Annotated in this window: 11 protein-coding genes and 3 tRNA genes; 7 read left to right on the top strand and 7 right to left on the bottom strand. The window is 68.8% G+C overall.

Features of this window, described 5'->3' with window-relative positions; translation table 11 throughout:
- Positions 1 to 144: 144 nt before the first annotated feature.
- From AB0B89_RS17180 to AB0B89_RS17165, 4 genes are all read right to left on the bottom strand, one after another.
- Entirely contained in the window at positions 145 to 1,065 is a 921-nt protein-coding gene (locus tag AB0B89_RS17180) for a hypothetical protein (protein WP_358553347.1), read from the bottom strand.
- Positions 1,066 to 1,413: 348 nt separating this feature from the next.
- A complete protein-coding gene (locus AB0B89_RS17175; RefSeq protein ID WP_358553345.1) occupies positions 1,414 to 1,761 on the bottom strand; it encodes a hypothetical protein in 348 nt (115 codons plus the stop codon).
- Positions 1,762 to 2,499: 738 nt separating this feature from the next.
- A complete protein-coding gene (locus AB0B89_RS17170) occupies positions 2,500 to 4,194 on the bottom strand; it encodes a heparinase II/III family protein (RefSeq protein ID WP_358553343.1) in 1,695 nt (564 codons plus the stop codon).
- A 271-nt stretch (positions 4,195 to 4,465) separates the two neighbouring features.
- Positions 4,466 to 4,849, bottom strand: a complete 384-nt coding sequence (locus AB0B89_RS17165) for an antibiotic biosynthesis monooxygenase (RefSeq protein WP_358553341.1) — start codon at positions 4,847 to 4,849, stop codon at positions 4,466 to 4,468.
- Positions 4,850 to 5,013: 164 nt separating this feature from the next.
- Here AB0B89_RS17165 and AB0B89_RS17160 point away from each other — a divergent pair, with 164 nt between their 5' ends.
- Positions 5,014 to 5,790 carry a fumarylacetoacetate hydrolase family protein gene (locus tag AB0B89_RS17160; RefSeq protein ID WP_358553339.1) on the top strand — a complete coding sequence of 259 codons (777 nt, stop codon included), beginning with the start codon at positions 5,014 to 5,016 and terminating at the stop codon, positions 5,788 to 5,790.
- Complete coding sequence (gene gltX, locus AB0B89_RS17155) at positions 5,783 to 7,180, top strand: glutamate--tRNA ligase (RefSeq protein WP_358553337.1); 1,398 nt, start codon at positions 5,783 to 5,785, stop codon at positions 7,178 to 7,180. Before AB0B89_RS17160 ends, gltX begins: the two co-directional genes overlap by 8 nt.
- Before the next feature lie 73 nt (positions 7,181 to 7,253).
- Here the strand turns inward: gltX and AB0B89_RS17150 are convergent, their stop codons facing one another.
- On the bottom strand, positions 7,254 to 9,251 hold the full coding sequence (locus AB0B89_RS17150) for a M3 family metallopeptidase (RefSeq protein ID WP_358553335.1): 1,998 nt from the start codon (positions 9,249 to 9,251) through the stop codon (positions 7,254 to 7,256).
- A 217-nt stretch (positions 9,252 to 9,468) separates the two neighbouring features.
- Between AB0B89_RS17150 and AB0B89_RS17145 the strand changes: the two genes are divergently transcribed.
- The 3 genes from AB0B89_RS17145 to AB0B89_RS17135 all read left to right on the top strand — a co-directional run bounded on the left by AB0B89_RS17145 (position 9,469) and on the right by AB0B89_RS17135 (position 10,154).
- Positions 9,469 to 9,540: transfer RNA gene (locus AB0B89_RS17145), tRNA-Gln, on the top strand.
- A gap of 429 nt (positions 9,541 to 9,969) precedes the next feature.
- Positions 9,970 to 10,045: transfer RNA gene (locus tag AB0B89_RS17140), tRNA-Glu, on the top strand.
- 36 nt (positions 10,046 to 10,081) lie between these two features.
- Positions 10,082 to 10,154, top strand: a tRNA-Glu gene (locus AB0B89_RS17135).
- 168 nt (positions 10,155 to 10,322) lie between these two features.
- Here AB0B89_RS17135 and AB0B89_RS17130 read toward each other — a convergent pair.
- Positions 10,323 to 11,960: a hypothetical protein gene (locus AB0B89_RS17130; protein WP_358553333.1), complete on the bottom strand. Its 1,638-nt coding sequence runs from the start codon at positions 11,958 to 11,960 to the stop codon at positions 10,323 to 10,325.
- A 239-nt stretch (positions 11,961 to 12,199) separates the two neighbouring features.
- Complete coding sequence (locus AB0B89_RS17125) at positions 12,200 to 12,916, bottom strand: IclR family transcriptional regulator (RefSeq protein WP_358553331.1); 717 nt, start codon at positions 12,914 to 12,916, stop codon at positions 12,200 to 12,202.
- 138 nt (positions 12,917 to 13,054) lie between these two features.
- On the opposite strand from AB0B89_RS17125, the gene leuC reads away from it, so the two are divergent.
- Entirely contained in the window at positions 13,055 to 14,431 is a 1,377-nt protein-coding gene (gene leuC / locus AB0B89_RS17120) for a 3-isopropylmalate dehydratase large subunit (RefSeq protein ID WP_358553329.1), read from the top strand.
- A 19-nt stretch (positions 14,432 to 14,450) separates the two neighbouring features.
- On the top strand, positions 14,451 to 15,000 hold a 550-nt coding region (gene leuD / locus AB0B89_RS17115), incomplete at its 3' end, for a 3-isopropylmalate dehydratase small subunit (RefSeq protein WP_358553327.1).

Raw genomic sequence — 15,000 nt, 5'->3', positions numbered from 1 at the left:
CGAGGAGACGAGGAATGATCCTTGATCGATCCTCATCTGCCCTTGGGTGAGCGCGGTCCGATCCGGACCGCTGCGGCGGTTCAACGCGGGGGAGCGATTTCGACAAAGCCGGACTGGTCGATGATCGCCCAGGACTGAGGGGCCTCAGTTCACACGGGTGAAGGTGATGTCGAGCTCCGCCACCACGCGCTCGTCCACCTCGGCCCAGCAGCGGAAGTCATGGTCAGCGCCCTCGCGTGTACGGCGGTGCGCTTTGAACCTCACCGTTTGCCCCGCGTAGGCGAGGCTATGCGCTACCAAGCGCACGCCCTTCGTCACGCAGCGGGCCGATGGCGCGCCCTCCAGCCGGCGCAGCAGTGTGGCGGCCACTCGCGTCATGCCACCGGCGACAACGGCCACCGGCATCGCCGGGTGCAAGGCGAAGTGGCCCTTGCACATGTCCGCTGTCACCGGGCCCAATGTGGCACTGAGGCACTCGCCGTCCGGGTACCAGTCACGCAGTGCCAGGGGCTCGCCGTACGGGTTCTGCCGCACCTCGGCCCACTCCTCGGGCGAGCGCTGGACTCCGTCGTCGAGGCGCGGCTCGCGACGCATGTCCACACGCGCCTTGGCGAACAGGCGCGTGAAGGTGGCGGCCGGCAGCACGTCGTAGTCCACATCCAAGCGCATCAGCGGAGTGCCGTCGGGTGAGTACAGCAGCGTGTGCGCTCTGGCGGTGCGCTCGCTGGTGTGCTCCGCACGCGCCGAGCCCCGCAACTCCGAGGCGCGCGCCTGCGGCTCCGGGTTCAGCCACTTCCCGCGGGCGCCCGTTGCCAGGTAGAAGTGCCGGCCCTCCCGAGGCGCCACCACGGCTGCGGCGCATGAGCCAAGAATCGCCAGGTGGCGGCCTGCTTCGGCGATGGCGATGGGGCTGGCCTCCATGTCCGGGTCCTGTTGCACCGGCACCCTGGCCGCCACCTCGCCATGCCCCGTGACCGTGACGTCCTGTAGAGCGAAGTAGGGATCTCTCACGCAGATGCGCGAGTAGAGCTCGGAAGCCGTCAGTACCGTGCGCGGCTCCAGCACGGACAGGCCCCGTGCAGGCCCAGGGACGACAGAAAAGGCGGCAGGAGCGGCGGGCGTATCGGGTAGGGAAGCCGACCTCGTCTCGGAATGCCGCGCCGAAGAGTCTTGATCAGTAAGTTCCGTATTCCCTGACACGGAGACCTCCACTTTCTTGTCGCATTCAGGCGAAAATGCGACTCCACACGATTTCCTGCCGACGCCACTTCTGAAGTGGCACAGAACTGAAGTGACTCTTCACGCCTTAGCGGATTCCGTGGTCAACCGGCTGCCCGGCATCGTTGGATTCAGCTGCGGAGCGATATGAGGTGAAACGATTTCCTGGGCCTGCGAAGACGACTGCGGTAAGCCCTAGAACGGCCTGACCGAAGTACACTCCAGCTTTATCTCAGCCGGCATGTCCTTCGAGCGGGATTCGTTCTTGAAGAAGACGGACAACTGCTGCCGGTGTTCCTTCAGCGGGTAGGGCGGGGTTCCCGACCAGGTGTATTTGCCGGTTAACACGGAGGTCGTGTACCACGGGTGGGTGTCGGGGCACTTGAGGAACAGGTTGGTGCTGGTCTGTGGCGCGAGGCTCTTGCTGATCCTGATGGTGGTCGCCGGTGGCTGGTCGGCGGCCGAGGCCGGGAGGGCCGGGACAAGGAGCCCACCGGCCAGGGCGGCGGCGACCGCCGCACCGGTGATTCCGCGTGTTCTCATGACTTTCTCCTTGACTTCCTTGCCCGAGGGGGGGGAAAGTTGGGCCGGAACAGCGTGAACGTGCGAAGCCGCAGATTCCCGCGCGGTCGTGTCCGGTCACCGGCCAACATGGTTTCTCCCCCAGGGGACCTCCCAGAGAAGTGTCCTCAAACGATCTTGGGTGCGACTTGCGCCCTACTTGGACGGCGGTCGAAACGGAGAGCGGGAGGGGCCCTCAGCAGAAGCGTCTACCGGTTGTACCCTGTCCCGGTGTTTCAGAATGGGCCTGACCAGCTCACGTTGGGAGCAGCGACAATCGACGCTCTTCTTCATACCGCTCGGACTGGTCACCTACGCTCGGGTTGTCCCATGCCGCGATCGTAGACAGGTCGCGTCCGCTGAGCGGGGAAAGCCATCGACCCGCGGCGTGGGTTCCATTGGCCCATGATTGGGGCAGTGCCTTCCCTGCGGATCGCCTTCGAATTCGGCAGTACGTTGAGCAGCTCAAACCTAAGCAATCTGGATGTAACCGGGTGCCGGTGTCGATCCGCGTCAGGTCGCTCCATTGAAGGAATGAAGATGAAGAGGCTTATTGTCCGGGTCTAGCGGCTTCTGCGGGGGCCGCTTCAGTGAACCATCGACTCCTTCGAGATCCTGGAGGCGGGATGGTTCTCACCGGACGCCCTCCCGGAAGGCCTCCAGGAGTCCCATCGCCACCTGATCCACGCCAAGCCGGAGTAGGCGGGGCCGGGACACCGGCTACGAGAGGGTCCCGGAGGCCGCGCGGAAGGAAGTGGAGCCGTCGGAGGTCGCGACCTTGACGCGGGTGCCCGAGCAGGTGACGTCGGGCTTGTCCGTACCCGGGACGACGACCGTGAGCAGGGATCCGGTGGCGGGGGAGACCACGACCGAGGCGGGCACCTTCTGCATGTAGGACGGCGACACCCAGCCCTGGTACGGGTTCGTCTGGCCGCGTACCACCGACTGGCCGGAGATCGGCTCGCACGACGGCATGGCGAGCTGGACGAGCGTGGCCTTCCACCCCGCCCTGTCCTTCACCACGATCCGGCCGCCGTTGGTGGACACCGGAGTGAGTGACGGGTCCAGGTGCCAGTAGCTGCGGGCCTGCGCGCCGGACTGCACGGTGTCGAGCACCGCCATCAGGTCATCGCCGTGGTTGACCAGCACCGACCGGGTACGGCTCACGCCGTAGGCCTTGTCGGTGACCTTGTACGACTGCCGGTCGTCCTTGATCGACGAGCGGACCAGCGGCGTGGCCGTACGTCCCCGGAACGGCTTGCCCACCACGACCGGCACGTTGTGCGCCTCCGGGGACATCGTCCAGTAGCGGTAGGCGGTCTTCTCGTAGGAGTGGAAACCGGCCTCCACCAGCACGTCGTGACCCTGCGCGTAGTAGGTCAGGCCCATGTGGTCCTCGTGCCCGTGGAACTTCAGGGCCGGGCCGAACCGGAGGGAGTAGTACGCCGACTCCGGCTTGTCCCACGCCGTACGGCCGAAGGCGTAGCCGGCCTTGAACACCTGCACGGTCTTCTTGGAGTGCTTGTACCCGGAGGGCTTGACGTCGGCGCCGCCGTCACCGATCGGCACCATGAAGCCGCTGGGCTCGGTGGCGTGGGTGATGTACGCCTCCAGCGACTCCCAGCGCTTCTCGATCTCGGACGGCACCTTGCGCCCGCAGTCGGCGATGGCCTCCATCCCGACCTTCAGCCGCTCGTGGACGTAGATGCCGTAGCGCGGGGCCTGTTCCTGGAGCGCGCCCTGCGCGTCGATGTCGAGCTTCACCGATCCGGTCATGCGCCGGATGGCGAGGTCGGTCCACTCCTTGTGCCCGGTACGGCAGCCGATGCGCAGCAGCGCGATGTCCTGGTCCATGCCGTGGTTGTGGCCCTTCTCGTACAGGGCCGGGTTCGACAGCATCTTGGCGTGGTCCGCGAGGCTGCCGGTGAGCCACGACGCCTTGACGTGCCTGCTCAGGCACACGAGCACGGGGGCGCGCAGCGCGATGGGGTGCTCGGCCCAGGCGTACTGGCTCGCGCGGGAGCCGCCGCGCGGGTTGCTCTCCACCCAGCTCTTGACCAGTTCGGTCGCGCGCTTGAGGTAGCTCTCCTCACCGGAGGTCTCGTAGTCGGCGACCAGCCGGCCGACCCAGCGGAGCGAGGAGAAGACCATGTCCCAGGAGCGGTTCTTGTACGGGCTCCAGCGCCAGTCGATCGTCTTACCGATCTTGACGGGCGGGAGGTCGAGGAACTGGACCTCGCCCGACATGACCTGCGCCGAGGTCGGCGTGGCGGGCAGCCAGTCGCCCTGGCACTCCGCGCTGGGTTTGACGGCCGACGGCGCGCCGAGGGCCGCGGCCGGTGCCGCCTGGGAGATCCCGCCGCCGGTCAGGAGGAGGGTGAGGAGAAGACCGAGAGCTCGTGTCCGGCGGCGCACGCGAGTTCCTTCCGTGACCGAAGTGGGGGCGGATCATGCTGACCGAATCCCACCAAATAGGTCAAGTCGCGCGAGCCCCATCGATCACATCGTTAACAAGCAGATGCCGGAGCCCCAGGTAATCCCCAGATTCCGGGTACGCGTACGCCCCCGGCCGCGCGGCGACCGGAGGCGTACGAGACAGGTCACAGGGACCGCGCGCGAACCTGCTCCGTACGGGCGCACGGGTGGCTCACCTCTCCCTACGGACCTCTCCGTACAGAGGAGGTGTCTACTTCCGGCCGGCGCTCTGCACGACCTCGAAGGACCACAGCTCGGAGCCCGTCGCGGCCGGGCCCTGCCCGTGGCCGTGCCCCTGGCCCGCCGCCTGGCCGTGCCCGTGGCCCTCGCCCTGTCCCTGCGCCTCGGCCTCGGCCCTCGCCCGCGCGTGGCCGGCCTGGAACGCCTGGCTCTCCTGCCAGCGCTGGAAGTCCTCCTCGCTGCGCCAGCGCGTGTACACGAGATAGCGGTCGGTGCCCTCGACCGGCCTGAGCAGCTCGAACCACTCGAAGCCGTCGGACGACTCCACCATGCCGGCGCGGTTCCCGAACCGCTGTTCAAGCGCCTCGCGCATCTCGGCCGGGACGGTCAGCGCGTTGATCTTCACAACGGACATGTCCACTCCTCGTCAGGCGTGCTCGTACTCCTCGCCCGGCCGCCGTGGGGCGGTTCCGGTAACGCCACCCTACGATCACACCGCCGGCCGGGCAGAGCGCCTCACGGCTGATGTCCGGCCATGTGCTGTCCTTGCGGGTTGGCGGGCGGCACTAGCCTTGTGGAGTGCGTATCGCAAGGTTCTCCACAGGTGAAGGTGTCGCGTTCGGCGTGGTCGAAGGCGCTCAGGGTGAGGAGTTCGTCTCCCGGGTCGCCGGGCACCCGTTCGGCGAGATCCAGTTCACCGGCGAGCGTTATCCGCTCCAGGAGGTCCGCCTCGTGACGCCGATGCTGCCGAGCAAAGTCATCGCGGTGGGCAGGAACTACGCCGAGCACGCCCGCGAGATGGGCGGTGAGCCCCCGGCCGAGCCGCTGATCTTCAGTAAGCCGTCCACGTCGGTGATCGGCCACGGTGAGGCGATCGTGTACCCCCACAAGCTCTCCGAGCGGGTCGACTACGAGGGCGAGCTCGCCGTGGTGATCGGCCGGCTCTGCCGCGAGGTGCCGGTCGAGCGGGCCCATGAGGTCGTCTTCGGATACACCTGCGCGAACGACGTCACCGCCCGCGACCTCCAGAGCAAGGACGGGCAGTGGACCCGGTCCAAGGGCTTCGACACGTTCTGCCCGCTCGGCCCGTGGATCCAGACCGACCTCGACTCCTCCGACCTCGCGATCACCACGACCGTGAACGGCGAGCTCAAGCAGAGCGCGCGCACATCCCAGCTCATCCACGACATCCCGAAGCTGATCGCCTACATCACCGAAGTCATGACCCTCATCCCGGGCGACGTGATCCTCACCGGCACGCCGGAGGGGGTCGGCCCGCTCGACGACGGCGACGAGGTCAGTGTGGGCATCGAAGGCATCGGCACTCTCACGAACCGGGTGGTTCCCCGTGACTGATCTCCAGGCCGACCCTGCCCTGAGGGTCCGTTTCGCACCGTCCCCGACCGGCATGTTCCACGTGGGCGGCGCCCGTTCCGCGCTGTTCAACTGGGCGCTCGCCGAGCAGTCGGGCGGGCGCTTCGTCCTGCGCGTGGAGGACACCGACGCCGCGCGCAACCGTCCCGAGTGGACCGAGGGCATCATCTCGGCGCTCGCCTGGATCGGCATCAACGGCGAGTCCCCGCACTTCGAGGGGCCGTACTTCCAGTCGGCGTACGAGGAGCAGCACCGCGCCGCCGCGGCGAAGCTGGTCGCGGACGGAAAGGCGTACCACTGCACCTGCACCCGTGACGACGTCAAGGCGCGCACGGGCTCGGAGCAACAGGGATACGACGGGTTCTGCCGCGACCGGGGGCTCACCGAGGGGGCTGTGCGTTTCCGTACGCCCGACGAGGGCGTGACCGTGGTCGACGACCTGGTCCGCGGCCGGGTGGAGTTCCCGAACAAGGCCATCGAGGACTTCGTCATCGCCCGCGGCGACGGATCCCCGCTGTTCGTCCTCGCCAACGTGGTCGACGACATCGAGATGCGGATCACGCACGTCGTCCGCGCCGAGGAGCACCTGTCGAACACCCCCAAGCAGCAGTTGCTCTGGGAGGCGCTGGGCGTGGCCCCGCCGACGTGGGCGCACGTGCCGGTCATCGTCAACGAGAAGCGGCAGAAGCTCTCCAAGCGCCGCGACAAGGTGGCGCTGGAGTCCTACCGCGAGGAGGGCTACCTCCCCGAGGCGATGGTCAACTACCTCATGCTGCTCGGCTGGGGCCCCGGCGACGACCGCGAGATCATGCCCTGGTCCGAGATGGTGCCGCTGTTCAAGCTCTCCGATGTGAACCCCTCCCCGGCCTTCTTCGACGAGAAGAAGCTGCGGGCGTTCAACGGGGAGTACATCCGGGCGCTGCCGGTCGAGGTCTTCATCAGGCGCTGCGAGCCCTGGCTCGACCAGAGCTGGGGCCGCGAGACCTTCGCCAAGGTCGCGTCGCTGGCCCAGACGCGCATCGCGGTGCTGTCCGAGATCACGGCCAACGTCGACTTCCTGTTCCTGGACGAGCCGGTCTTCGACCAGGCGAGCTGGGACAAGGCGATGAAGCCGGGAGCCGAGGGCATCCTGGCCGGTTACCTCGCGCGGCTGGAGACGGTGTCCTTCGACCCCGAGTCGCTGAAGACCGCGCTGGAGGAGGTCGGCACCGAGCACGGGCTGAAGCTCGGCAAGGCCCAGGCCCCGGTCCGGGTCGCGATCACCGGCCGCACGGTGGGGCTTCCGCTGTTCGAGTCGATCGAGGTGCTGGGCCGCGAGAAGGCCGTCGAGCGGCTGCGCGCGGCCCTGGCGAAGCTGACGTCCCAGGCCTGAGTCCCCCCACAGGCCCTGCCCGAGGCTGAGCAGGGCCAGGGGGACCTTTCGCGACCTGGACGCGCTATGGCGCTCAGAGCAGGCCGCGGCGCTCCAGCAGGGGCTCAAGGCGCGGGTCGCGGCCGCGGAAGCTCCTGAAGGCGGTCATGGCGTCCACGCTGCCGCCCTTGGAGAGCAGCTCGCGGCGGAAGGTGTCGCCGTTCTCCCGCGAGAGGCCGCCGTTCTCCTTGAACCACTCGACGGTGTCGGCGTCCAGGATCTCGCTCCAGATGTAGGAGTAGTAGCCCGCGCTGTAGCCGCCCGCCCAGATGTGGGCGAAGTACGTGCTGCGGTAGCGCGGCGGCACCAGCGGAAGTTCCACGTTGGCCTCGCGCAGCGCCTTCCTCTCGAACTCCTCGGGGTCGCTCCCCGGCTCCCCGTCGAGGGTGTGCCACGCCCAGTCGAGCAGGGTGGCCGCGAGGTACTCCACCGTCTCGAAGCCCTGGTTGAACTTCTGCGCCTCCAGCATCCGGTCGACCAGGTCCTGCGGCATCGGCTCGCCGGTCTCGTGGTGGCGGGCGTAGTTGGCCAGCACCTCGGGCCAGACCGCCCACATCTCGTTGACCTGCGAGGGATACTCGACGAAGTCGCGCGGCACCGACGTACCCGAGAACCGCGGGAACTGGACGGCGGAGAACAGCCCGTGCAGCGCGTGCCCGAACTCGTGGAACATCGTGTTGACCTGGTCGAAGGTCATGAGCGTCGGCTCTCCGGCCGGAGGCTTGACGATGTTGAGGTTGTTGACCACCACGGGCCGCGTGCCGTCGAGGTCCGACTGCTTGACCAGGCTGTTCATCCACGCGCCACCGCGCTTGGACGCCCTTGCGTAGAAGTCGCCGAGGAACAGGCCGAGCGGCGAGCCGTCCTCGTCCGACACCTCGAACACGCGCACGTCGGGGTGGTATCCCACCAGGTCGGAGCGCTCGCTGAAGCTCAGCCCGTACAGCTTGCGGGCGGCGTGGAACACCCCGTCGCGCAGGACGCGGTCGAGCTCGAAGTACGGGCGCATCTGGCGGCTGTCGATCGCGTAGCGGGCCTCGCGGACCTTCTCGGCGTAGAAGGACCAGTCCCAGGCCGCGATGTCGAAGCCGGCCGTCTCGCGCAGCTCGCCCGCCTCCCTGTGGGCGTTGGCCACGGCGGCCGGGGTGAGCTTGCCCAGCATCTCGGTGACGGCCTCGGTGCCGGGCGCGGTCTGGTCGGCGACCACGTACGCGGCGTGGCTGGCGTAGCCGAGGAGCGCCGCCCGCTCGGCCCTGAGCTCGGCCATGCGGACGACCAGCTCGGCGTTGTCCCGAAGGCCCCGCTCGGTGGACGCCTTGTGGATGCGCTCGCGCAGGTCGCGGTTGGTGAGCTCGGTCAGCACGGGCTGGCCGGTGGGCAGCACGAGCGTGAGGACGTACCTGCCTTCGAGCCCGCGCGCCTTGGCGGTCTCGGCGGCGGCCCTGATCGAGTCCTCGGACAGGCCGTCGAGCTCGGCGGCGTCCTCGACCACGATCGCCGAGGCGTTGGTGTCGGCCAGCAGGTTCTGCTCGAACTGCGTCGAGAGCGTCGACAGCTCCTCGTTGAGGCCCCTGAGCCGCTCCTGGTCCTCGGGCCCCAGCTCGGCGCCCGCGCGGACGAAGTCGGTGACGTAGCGCTCCAGCAGCCGCTGCTGCTCGGGGTCCAGCTCGCCGGGGGAGATGGCCTTGATCCGGGCGAAGAGCCGCGTGTTGAGGTGGATCGCGTCACTGTGCTGGGCGAGCTTTGGGGTGACGTCCTTCTGGATCGCCTGGACGGCCGGGTTGGTGTCCGAGGAGGCCTGGTTGAAGAACACCGTGGAGACGCGGTACAGGAGCCGGCCCGAGCGTTCGAGCGCCGCCACGGTGTTGTCGAAGGTCGGCTGGTCGGCGTCGCCGGCGATGGCCTCGACCTCCGCGAGCTGCTCGGCCATGCCGCGTTCGAAGGCCGGCGCGTAGTGCTCCTCGCGGATCTCCGCGAACGGCGGCAGCTCGTAGGGCAGGACACTCGGGACGAAGAAGGGGTTCTCGGTCAACGCGCGGGCTCCTCACGTGGCAAAGGCTCTTTCTTGCAGCGTTACACAGGCGGACCGGTGCTCGGCACTCCTAACCGGGGACCGGATGCCACAGGGCCGGATCCGTGGCTCACCAGGGGTGATCCGCCGCTTCGGCAATCGTTTTGGTCTTGGCCCCCAAGCTGGGCTATTCTTTCGGAGTCGCAAGCGAGCCAGGCAGCAAGCGGGCCGCGAGCAATGGGGTATGGGGTAATTGGCAGCCCGGCTGATTCTGGTTCAGCTAGTCTAGGTTCGAGTCCTGGTACCCCAGCAGGTTCCACCTGTGCAGCGCCTATGCCTTGAAGTAAGGCATAGGCGTTTTTGCTTTCCGGCACCTTCCGGCATCGCGGTGCGATGCCCGTGCGACATCTTGACGATCTCCCCCGCGCGCCGCCGGATCGTCCGGCAGGCTCCGGCCCTCGCGGGGTCCCCGGCCGCTCGGAGCGCTCCGGCCGCTCCGGCCGCGAGGCCGGCGAGCAGGGTCGTGGATCCCTGGCATACGGCCGAGGGCTTCTCTGTCGTCTACTCCAGAAGTGCCGCCTGTGCTGCTCGGATCCGGTCATCGAGGCCCCCGGGCGTACGGGGAAGGGGAATCGGTTTGGCCGTGCTCTGAAGGGTGCGGTAGAGTTACGCCCGTTGCCGAGGCGTCCGCAGGGGCGCCTCAGTCGGTTCACAATCCGGTTCCGGCAGGCAGTGGCAAGGTCCCGTCGTCTAGTGGCCTAGGACGCCGCCCTCTCAAGGCGGTAACGCCGGTTCGAATCCGGTCGGGACTACCACGCTGCCGCAACATTGACCCAGGTCATGCACAACCTGGCTCCGTCGTCTAGTGGCCTAGGACGCCGCCCTCTCAAGGCGGTAGCGCCGGTTCGAATCCGGTCGGGGCTACAGATCGAGAACCCTCGGAAGCATTCCTTCCGGGGGTTTTTCGCATTCTCCAGAGGGCTTCGCATTTGTCCCAGAAGCTCGGCCACGACGGAGGAACACGGCTGAGAACCAGTACGGGTGCGTCACCGTCCGTCGGCGACGCACCCGCTACCCGGGCGACGGGCGAGGCTACGCGCGGCCGGCCCCTCCGGAACGGACCTTGAACAGGGCGCGCTTGGCCGCCTTGGCCACCTGCTTGTCGGGGTGGGCCTCGCTGATGGCCTCCAGCAGCTCCTCGACGTGCGGGTGAGGCACCTTCCAGATCACTTCGAGCAGGCTGCTCAGCACCGGCGAGGGGCCGATGTCGTGCAGGCTGCTGACGAACTCGGGCCTGCCCAGACCCGCCGAGATCGTCCACATGTCGAGGATCAGCCAGTGCGTGTCGCTCTGGCTGGGCTCGGGCGCGTCCTCGACGCCGAGCTGGGCGAGGTGCGTCGCGGCGTACGGCCGCAGCGACGGCTCGTTGAGCGCCTCCTGCCAGGCGGGAACCGCGACGGGCCCCAGAGACCCCACCAGGCTCGCAGCCTGGACTCTGATGAGCGCGTCCGCCTCGTCCTCCGCGGCGGCCTCCAGCAGCTCCTCGGCGGCCGTGGCGGGCTGGCGCAGCTTCATCCAGGCGGCGAACTCGGAGTCGGCCTCCTCCTCGGGCAGATCGGCGCTGAACGACAGCAGGTCGAGAGCGGTCATCGCGTCGATCGCGGGGCGCGCGTCCACCTCGATGTCGTCGTCGTCCAGCAGGTGGACCACGCCCTCGGTGCCGAGCGGCGTGAGCGCCACCCGGTCGCCGGACACGGTCACCATGCCGAACCCGGACAGCCACTCAAGGACGGAGGCGAGCGGGTCGCCCACCTCGGCCCACGCGGTGGCTCCGAGGTCGTCGAACTCGGCGGCGGCCTCGGCCAGCTCCTCGCGCAGGTCGTCGATCAGGCGCTCGCCGCCCGCGACCAGCAGCCTGATCAGCAGCGCGCGGGTGAGGCCGGAGAGCGCGAGGGTCAGATCGTCGTCGTCGAGCTCGGGGTCGCCGTAGTCGACCGAGTGGAGGCCGAGCATCCAGGCGTCCAGGACGTCCTCGTCGTTGTCGAACGGCCAGGCGGCGGTGTCCTCGTCGACGCTGACGGTGTCCTCTCCGTCGGGGGTCAGGAACTCCAGGTCGACGGCGAGGTTCCACAGGTTCCACAGAGCGGGGACCTCGTGGGCCAAGGGCCCCTCGTCGGGCTCGGGAAGCCCGACGACGGCCAGGGCCTGGCGGATCTCGTCGTCGCTGAGAAGGGTGTCCTCGCCGACCTTGCGCGACCTGCCCACCCAGACCGCCAGGTCGCGGGCCTTGAAGATCAGCGGCACCTCGCGGGCGGCCGAGGCCAGCTCGGCGTCGGGGCGCAGGCGGATGGTCGGCAGGTCGGCGAGCTCGTCGGCGAAGGGCTCGAAGTCGCCGAGGCCCTCCACCTCCTCCTCGTCGAGGTCTTCCTCCTCCTCGTCCCAGTCGCGCTCGCCGAGGACCTCCTCCATCGCCTCGATGAAGTCGTCCTCGACCGCGTCGAGCTCGTCGAGCAGGTCGTCGAGGCTGTCGGAGCCCTTCGACAGCCGGCCCGTGACGGACAGGAAGGTGAGGTAGGAGCGCACGGCCGGGATCATGCCGTCGGCCGCGGCGTCGGGATCCTCGACGACCTGGGGCATGCGTTCGACCAGGACCTGGCGGAGATCGTCACGCTTCCACAGGTGGACGTCGTCTCGAGCGATCAGGCGGTGCCAGAGAGCGGCGGGTCCCACCAGGTCGGGATCACTGTCCGGTGCGTTGTCTGATGCCCAGAGAATGAACTCTTGAAGGAGGGGACGCAGCTCCGTTGCCGCTGCCTCGATGCGATCTGTCACTCCGCCAGGCTAGTGCTTGGCGGCGGCCGTCTCTAATCAGTTCGCACGGCTTCGACGCCCAATCGGTCAGCACATGTCCGATTGGCGGGCACGGTCACCTCCGGTTGGCACAACGCTTACCCCGAGATGACGAGGAGTCAGTTCGCGCGGCGCATGGCCTCGGTGATGCGCTCGGCGGCGGCGACCACGGGAGCGGCGTGGATGCGGCCGGGCGTACGGGTGAGGCGCTCGATGGGCCCGGAGACCGAGACCGCGGCGATGACCTTGCCGCCGGCGCCCCGGATGGGAGCCGAGACGCTGGCGACGCCCTGCTCGCGCTCGCCGACGCTGTGGGCCCAGCTCCGCCTGCGCACGCTGGCCAGGGTCGCCGCGGTGAACTTGGCGCCGCGCAGGCCGCGGTGCAGGCGGTCGGGCTCCTCCCAGGCCAGCAGGATCTGGGCGGCGGACCCGGCGGTCATGGGGAGGGAACTGCCGACGGGCACCGTGTCGCGCAGCCCGCTCGCGCGCTCGGCGGCGGCCACGCACACGCGCTCGTCGCCCTGCCTGCGGTAGAGCTGCGCGCTTTCACCGGTCAGGTCGCGCAGATGGGTCAGAACGGGGGAGGCGACGGCGAGCAGGCGGTCCTCGCCGGCCGCTGTGGACAACTCCGACAACCGGGGCCCGAGGATGAAGCGGCCCTGCGTGTCGCGGGACACGATGCGGTGGTGCTCAAGGGCGACCGCCAGGCGGTGGGCGGTGGGGCGGGCCAACCCTGTCGCCTGCACGAGCTGTGCGAGGGACGCGGGGCCGGCCTCCAGAGCGTTGAGCACGAGCACGGCCTTGTCCAGTACGCCGACTCCGCTAGAGTTGTCCATACCCCGATACTGCCGTCTCGCTATCCGAGATGCAACTGGCATTCCGGGGAGGGATGGGTAGGCTGTCCATATCCCGAAATTACCGTCTTATGATATGAGACGTTCCCCAGGGATGAAACGCAAGGAGGCGTTCACGACATGGGTCGCACACTGGCTGAGAAAGTATGGGAGCAGCACGTAGTCCGCCGTGCCGACGGCGAGCCCGACCTGCTCTACATCGACCTCCACCTCATCCACGAGGTGACCAGCCCGCAGGCGTTCGACGGCCTGCGCATGGCCGGGCGGAAGGTGCGACGGCCCGACCTCACGATCGCCACCGAAGACCACAACGTTCCCACGGTGCTCGGTCCGATCGCCGACCCCGTGTCGAAGGCCCAGGTGGAGACCCTCCGCAAGAACGCCGCGGAGTTCGGCGTCCGGTTGCACCCGATGGGCGACGCCGGCCAGGGCGTGGTGCACATCATCGGCCCGCAGTTCGGCCTCACGCAGCCGGGCATGACGGTCGTCTGCGGCGACTCCCACACCTCCACGCACGGCGCCTTCGGAGCCCTCGCCTTCGGCATCGGCACCTCCGAGGTGGAGCACGTGCTGGCCACCCAGACCCTCCCGGCGTACCGGCCGAAGACGATGGCCATCGAGGTCTCCGGCGAGCTGCCGTTCGGCGTCACCGCCAAGGACCTGATCCTCGCCATCATCGCCAAGATCGGCACCGGCGGAGGCCAGGGCCACATCGTCGAGTACCGGGGCCAGGCCATCCGCGACCTCTCCATGGAGGGGCGCATGACCGTCTGCAACATGTCCATCGAGGCGGGCGCCCGGGCCGGCATGATCGCCCCGGACGAGACGACCTTCGAGTACCTCAAGGGCCGCAAGCACGCCCCCTCCGGCGAGGCGTGGGACGCCGCCGTCGCGTACTGGAAGTCGCTCAGGACCGACGACGACGCCGTCTTCGACACGGTGGTGGAGATCGACGCGGCCACGCTGTCGCCGTTCGTGACCTGGGGCACCAACCCGGGCCAGGGGGCGCCGCTCAGTGACGCCGTCCCGGCCCCCGAGGAGACCTCCGACCCGGCCGCCGCCCAGCGGGCGCTCGACTACATGGGCCTGCGCGCGGGCACCCCGCTCAGCGAGATCCAGGTCGACACCGTCTTCGTCGGCTCCTGCACCAACGGCAGGCTGGAGGACCTGCGCGCCGTCGCCGACGTGCTGCGCGGCCGTACGGTCACGGCCCGCACGCTCATCGTGCCGGGCTCGATGCAGGTCAAGGCCGACGCGGAGGCCGAGGGCCTCCACGAGGTGTTCAAGGCCTCGGGCGCCGAGTGGCGCGAGGCGGGCTGCTCGATGTGCCTGGGGATGAACCCCGACACCCTCGCCCCCGGCGAGCGCAGCGCGTCCACCTCCAACCGCAACTTCGAGGGCCGCCAGGGCAAGGGCGGCCGCACCCACCTGGTGTCGCCGGCGGTCGCCGCCGCCTCCGCCGTGACCGGACGTCTCACCGCGCCGGCCGACCTCTGAGAGCTTGGGAACGATAAAAATGGACGCCTTCACCACGCACACAGGCCGGGCCGTGCCCCTGCGCCGCAGCAACGTGGACACCGACCAGATCATCCCCGCCGTGTGGCTCAAGCAGGTCAGCCGCACCGGGTTCGAGAAGGGCCTCTTCGCCGCCTGGCGCGAGGACCCGTCCTTCGTCCTGAACAACCCCGTCTACGAGGGCGCCTCGATCCTCGTGACCGGGCCCGACTTCGGCACCGGATCCTCGCGCGAGCACGCCGTCTGGGCGCTCCAGCAGTACGGCTTCCGCGCCGTGATCGCCGCCCGGTTCGGCGACATCTTCCGCAACAACTCCACCAAGATGGGCCTGCTGCCGATCGTCCTGCCCCCGGAGACGGTCGAGGCGCTGCAGGCCGCGATCGAGGCGGATCCGGCGACCGAGGTGACCGTCGACCTGCGCGAACGTCAGGTGCGCTGGGGCGGCGAGCGGGCCGGATTCGATCCCCGTCTTCTGCAGCGCCTCGATGCTGGAGGCCGACAGCACCATCATCAGCCCGAGCGCCAGCAGCAGCGCGCTGCACCCGAGCACC

Source organism: Sphaerisporangium sp. NPDC049002, assembly GCF_040649355.1.
In the GTDB taxonomy this organism is placed as follows: Bacteria; Actinomycetota; Actinomycetes; order Streptosporangiales; family Streptosporangiaceae; genus Sphaerisporangium.
This window is presented reverse-complemented; position numbering and strand designations above follow the sequence as displayed.

Bases quoted from the DNA above. Each gene is read 5' to 3' on its own strand.
- AB0B89_RS17175 (WP_358553345.1), bottom strand. From the start codon at position 1,761: ATGAGAACACGCGGAATCACCGGTGCGGCGGTCGCCGCCGCCCTGGCC.
- AB0B89_RS17165 (WP_358553341.1), bottom strand. From the start codon at position 4,849: ATGTCCGTTGTGAAGATCAACGCGCTGACCGTCCCGGCCGAGATGCGC.
- AB0B89_RS17125 (WP_358553331.1), bottom strand. From the start codon at position 12,916: ATGGACAACTCTAGCGGAGTCGGCGTACTGGACAAGGCCGTGCTCGTG.
- leuC (WP_358553329.1), top strand. From the start codon at position 13,055: ATGGGTCGCACACTGGCTGAGAAAGTATGGGAGCAGCACGTAGTCCGC.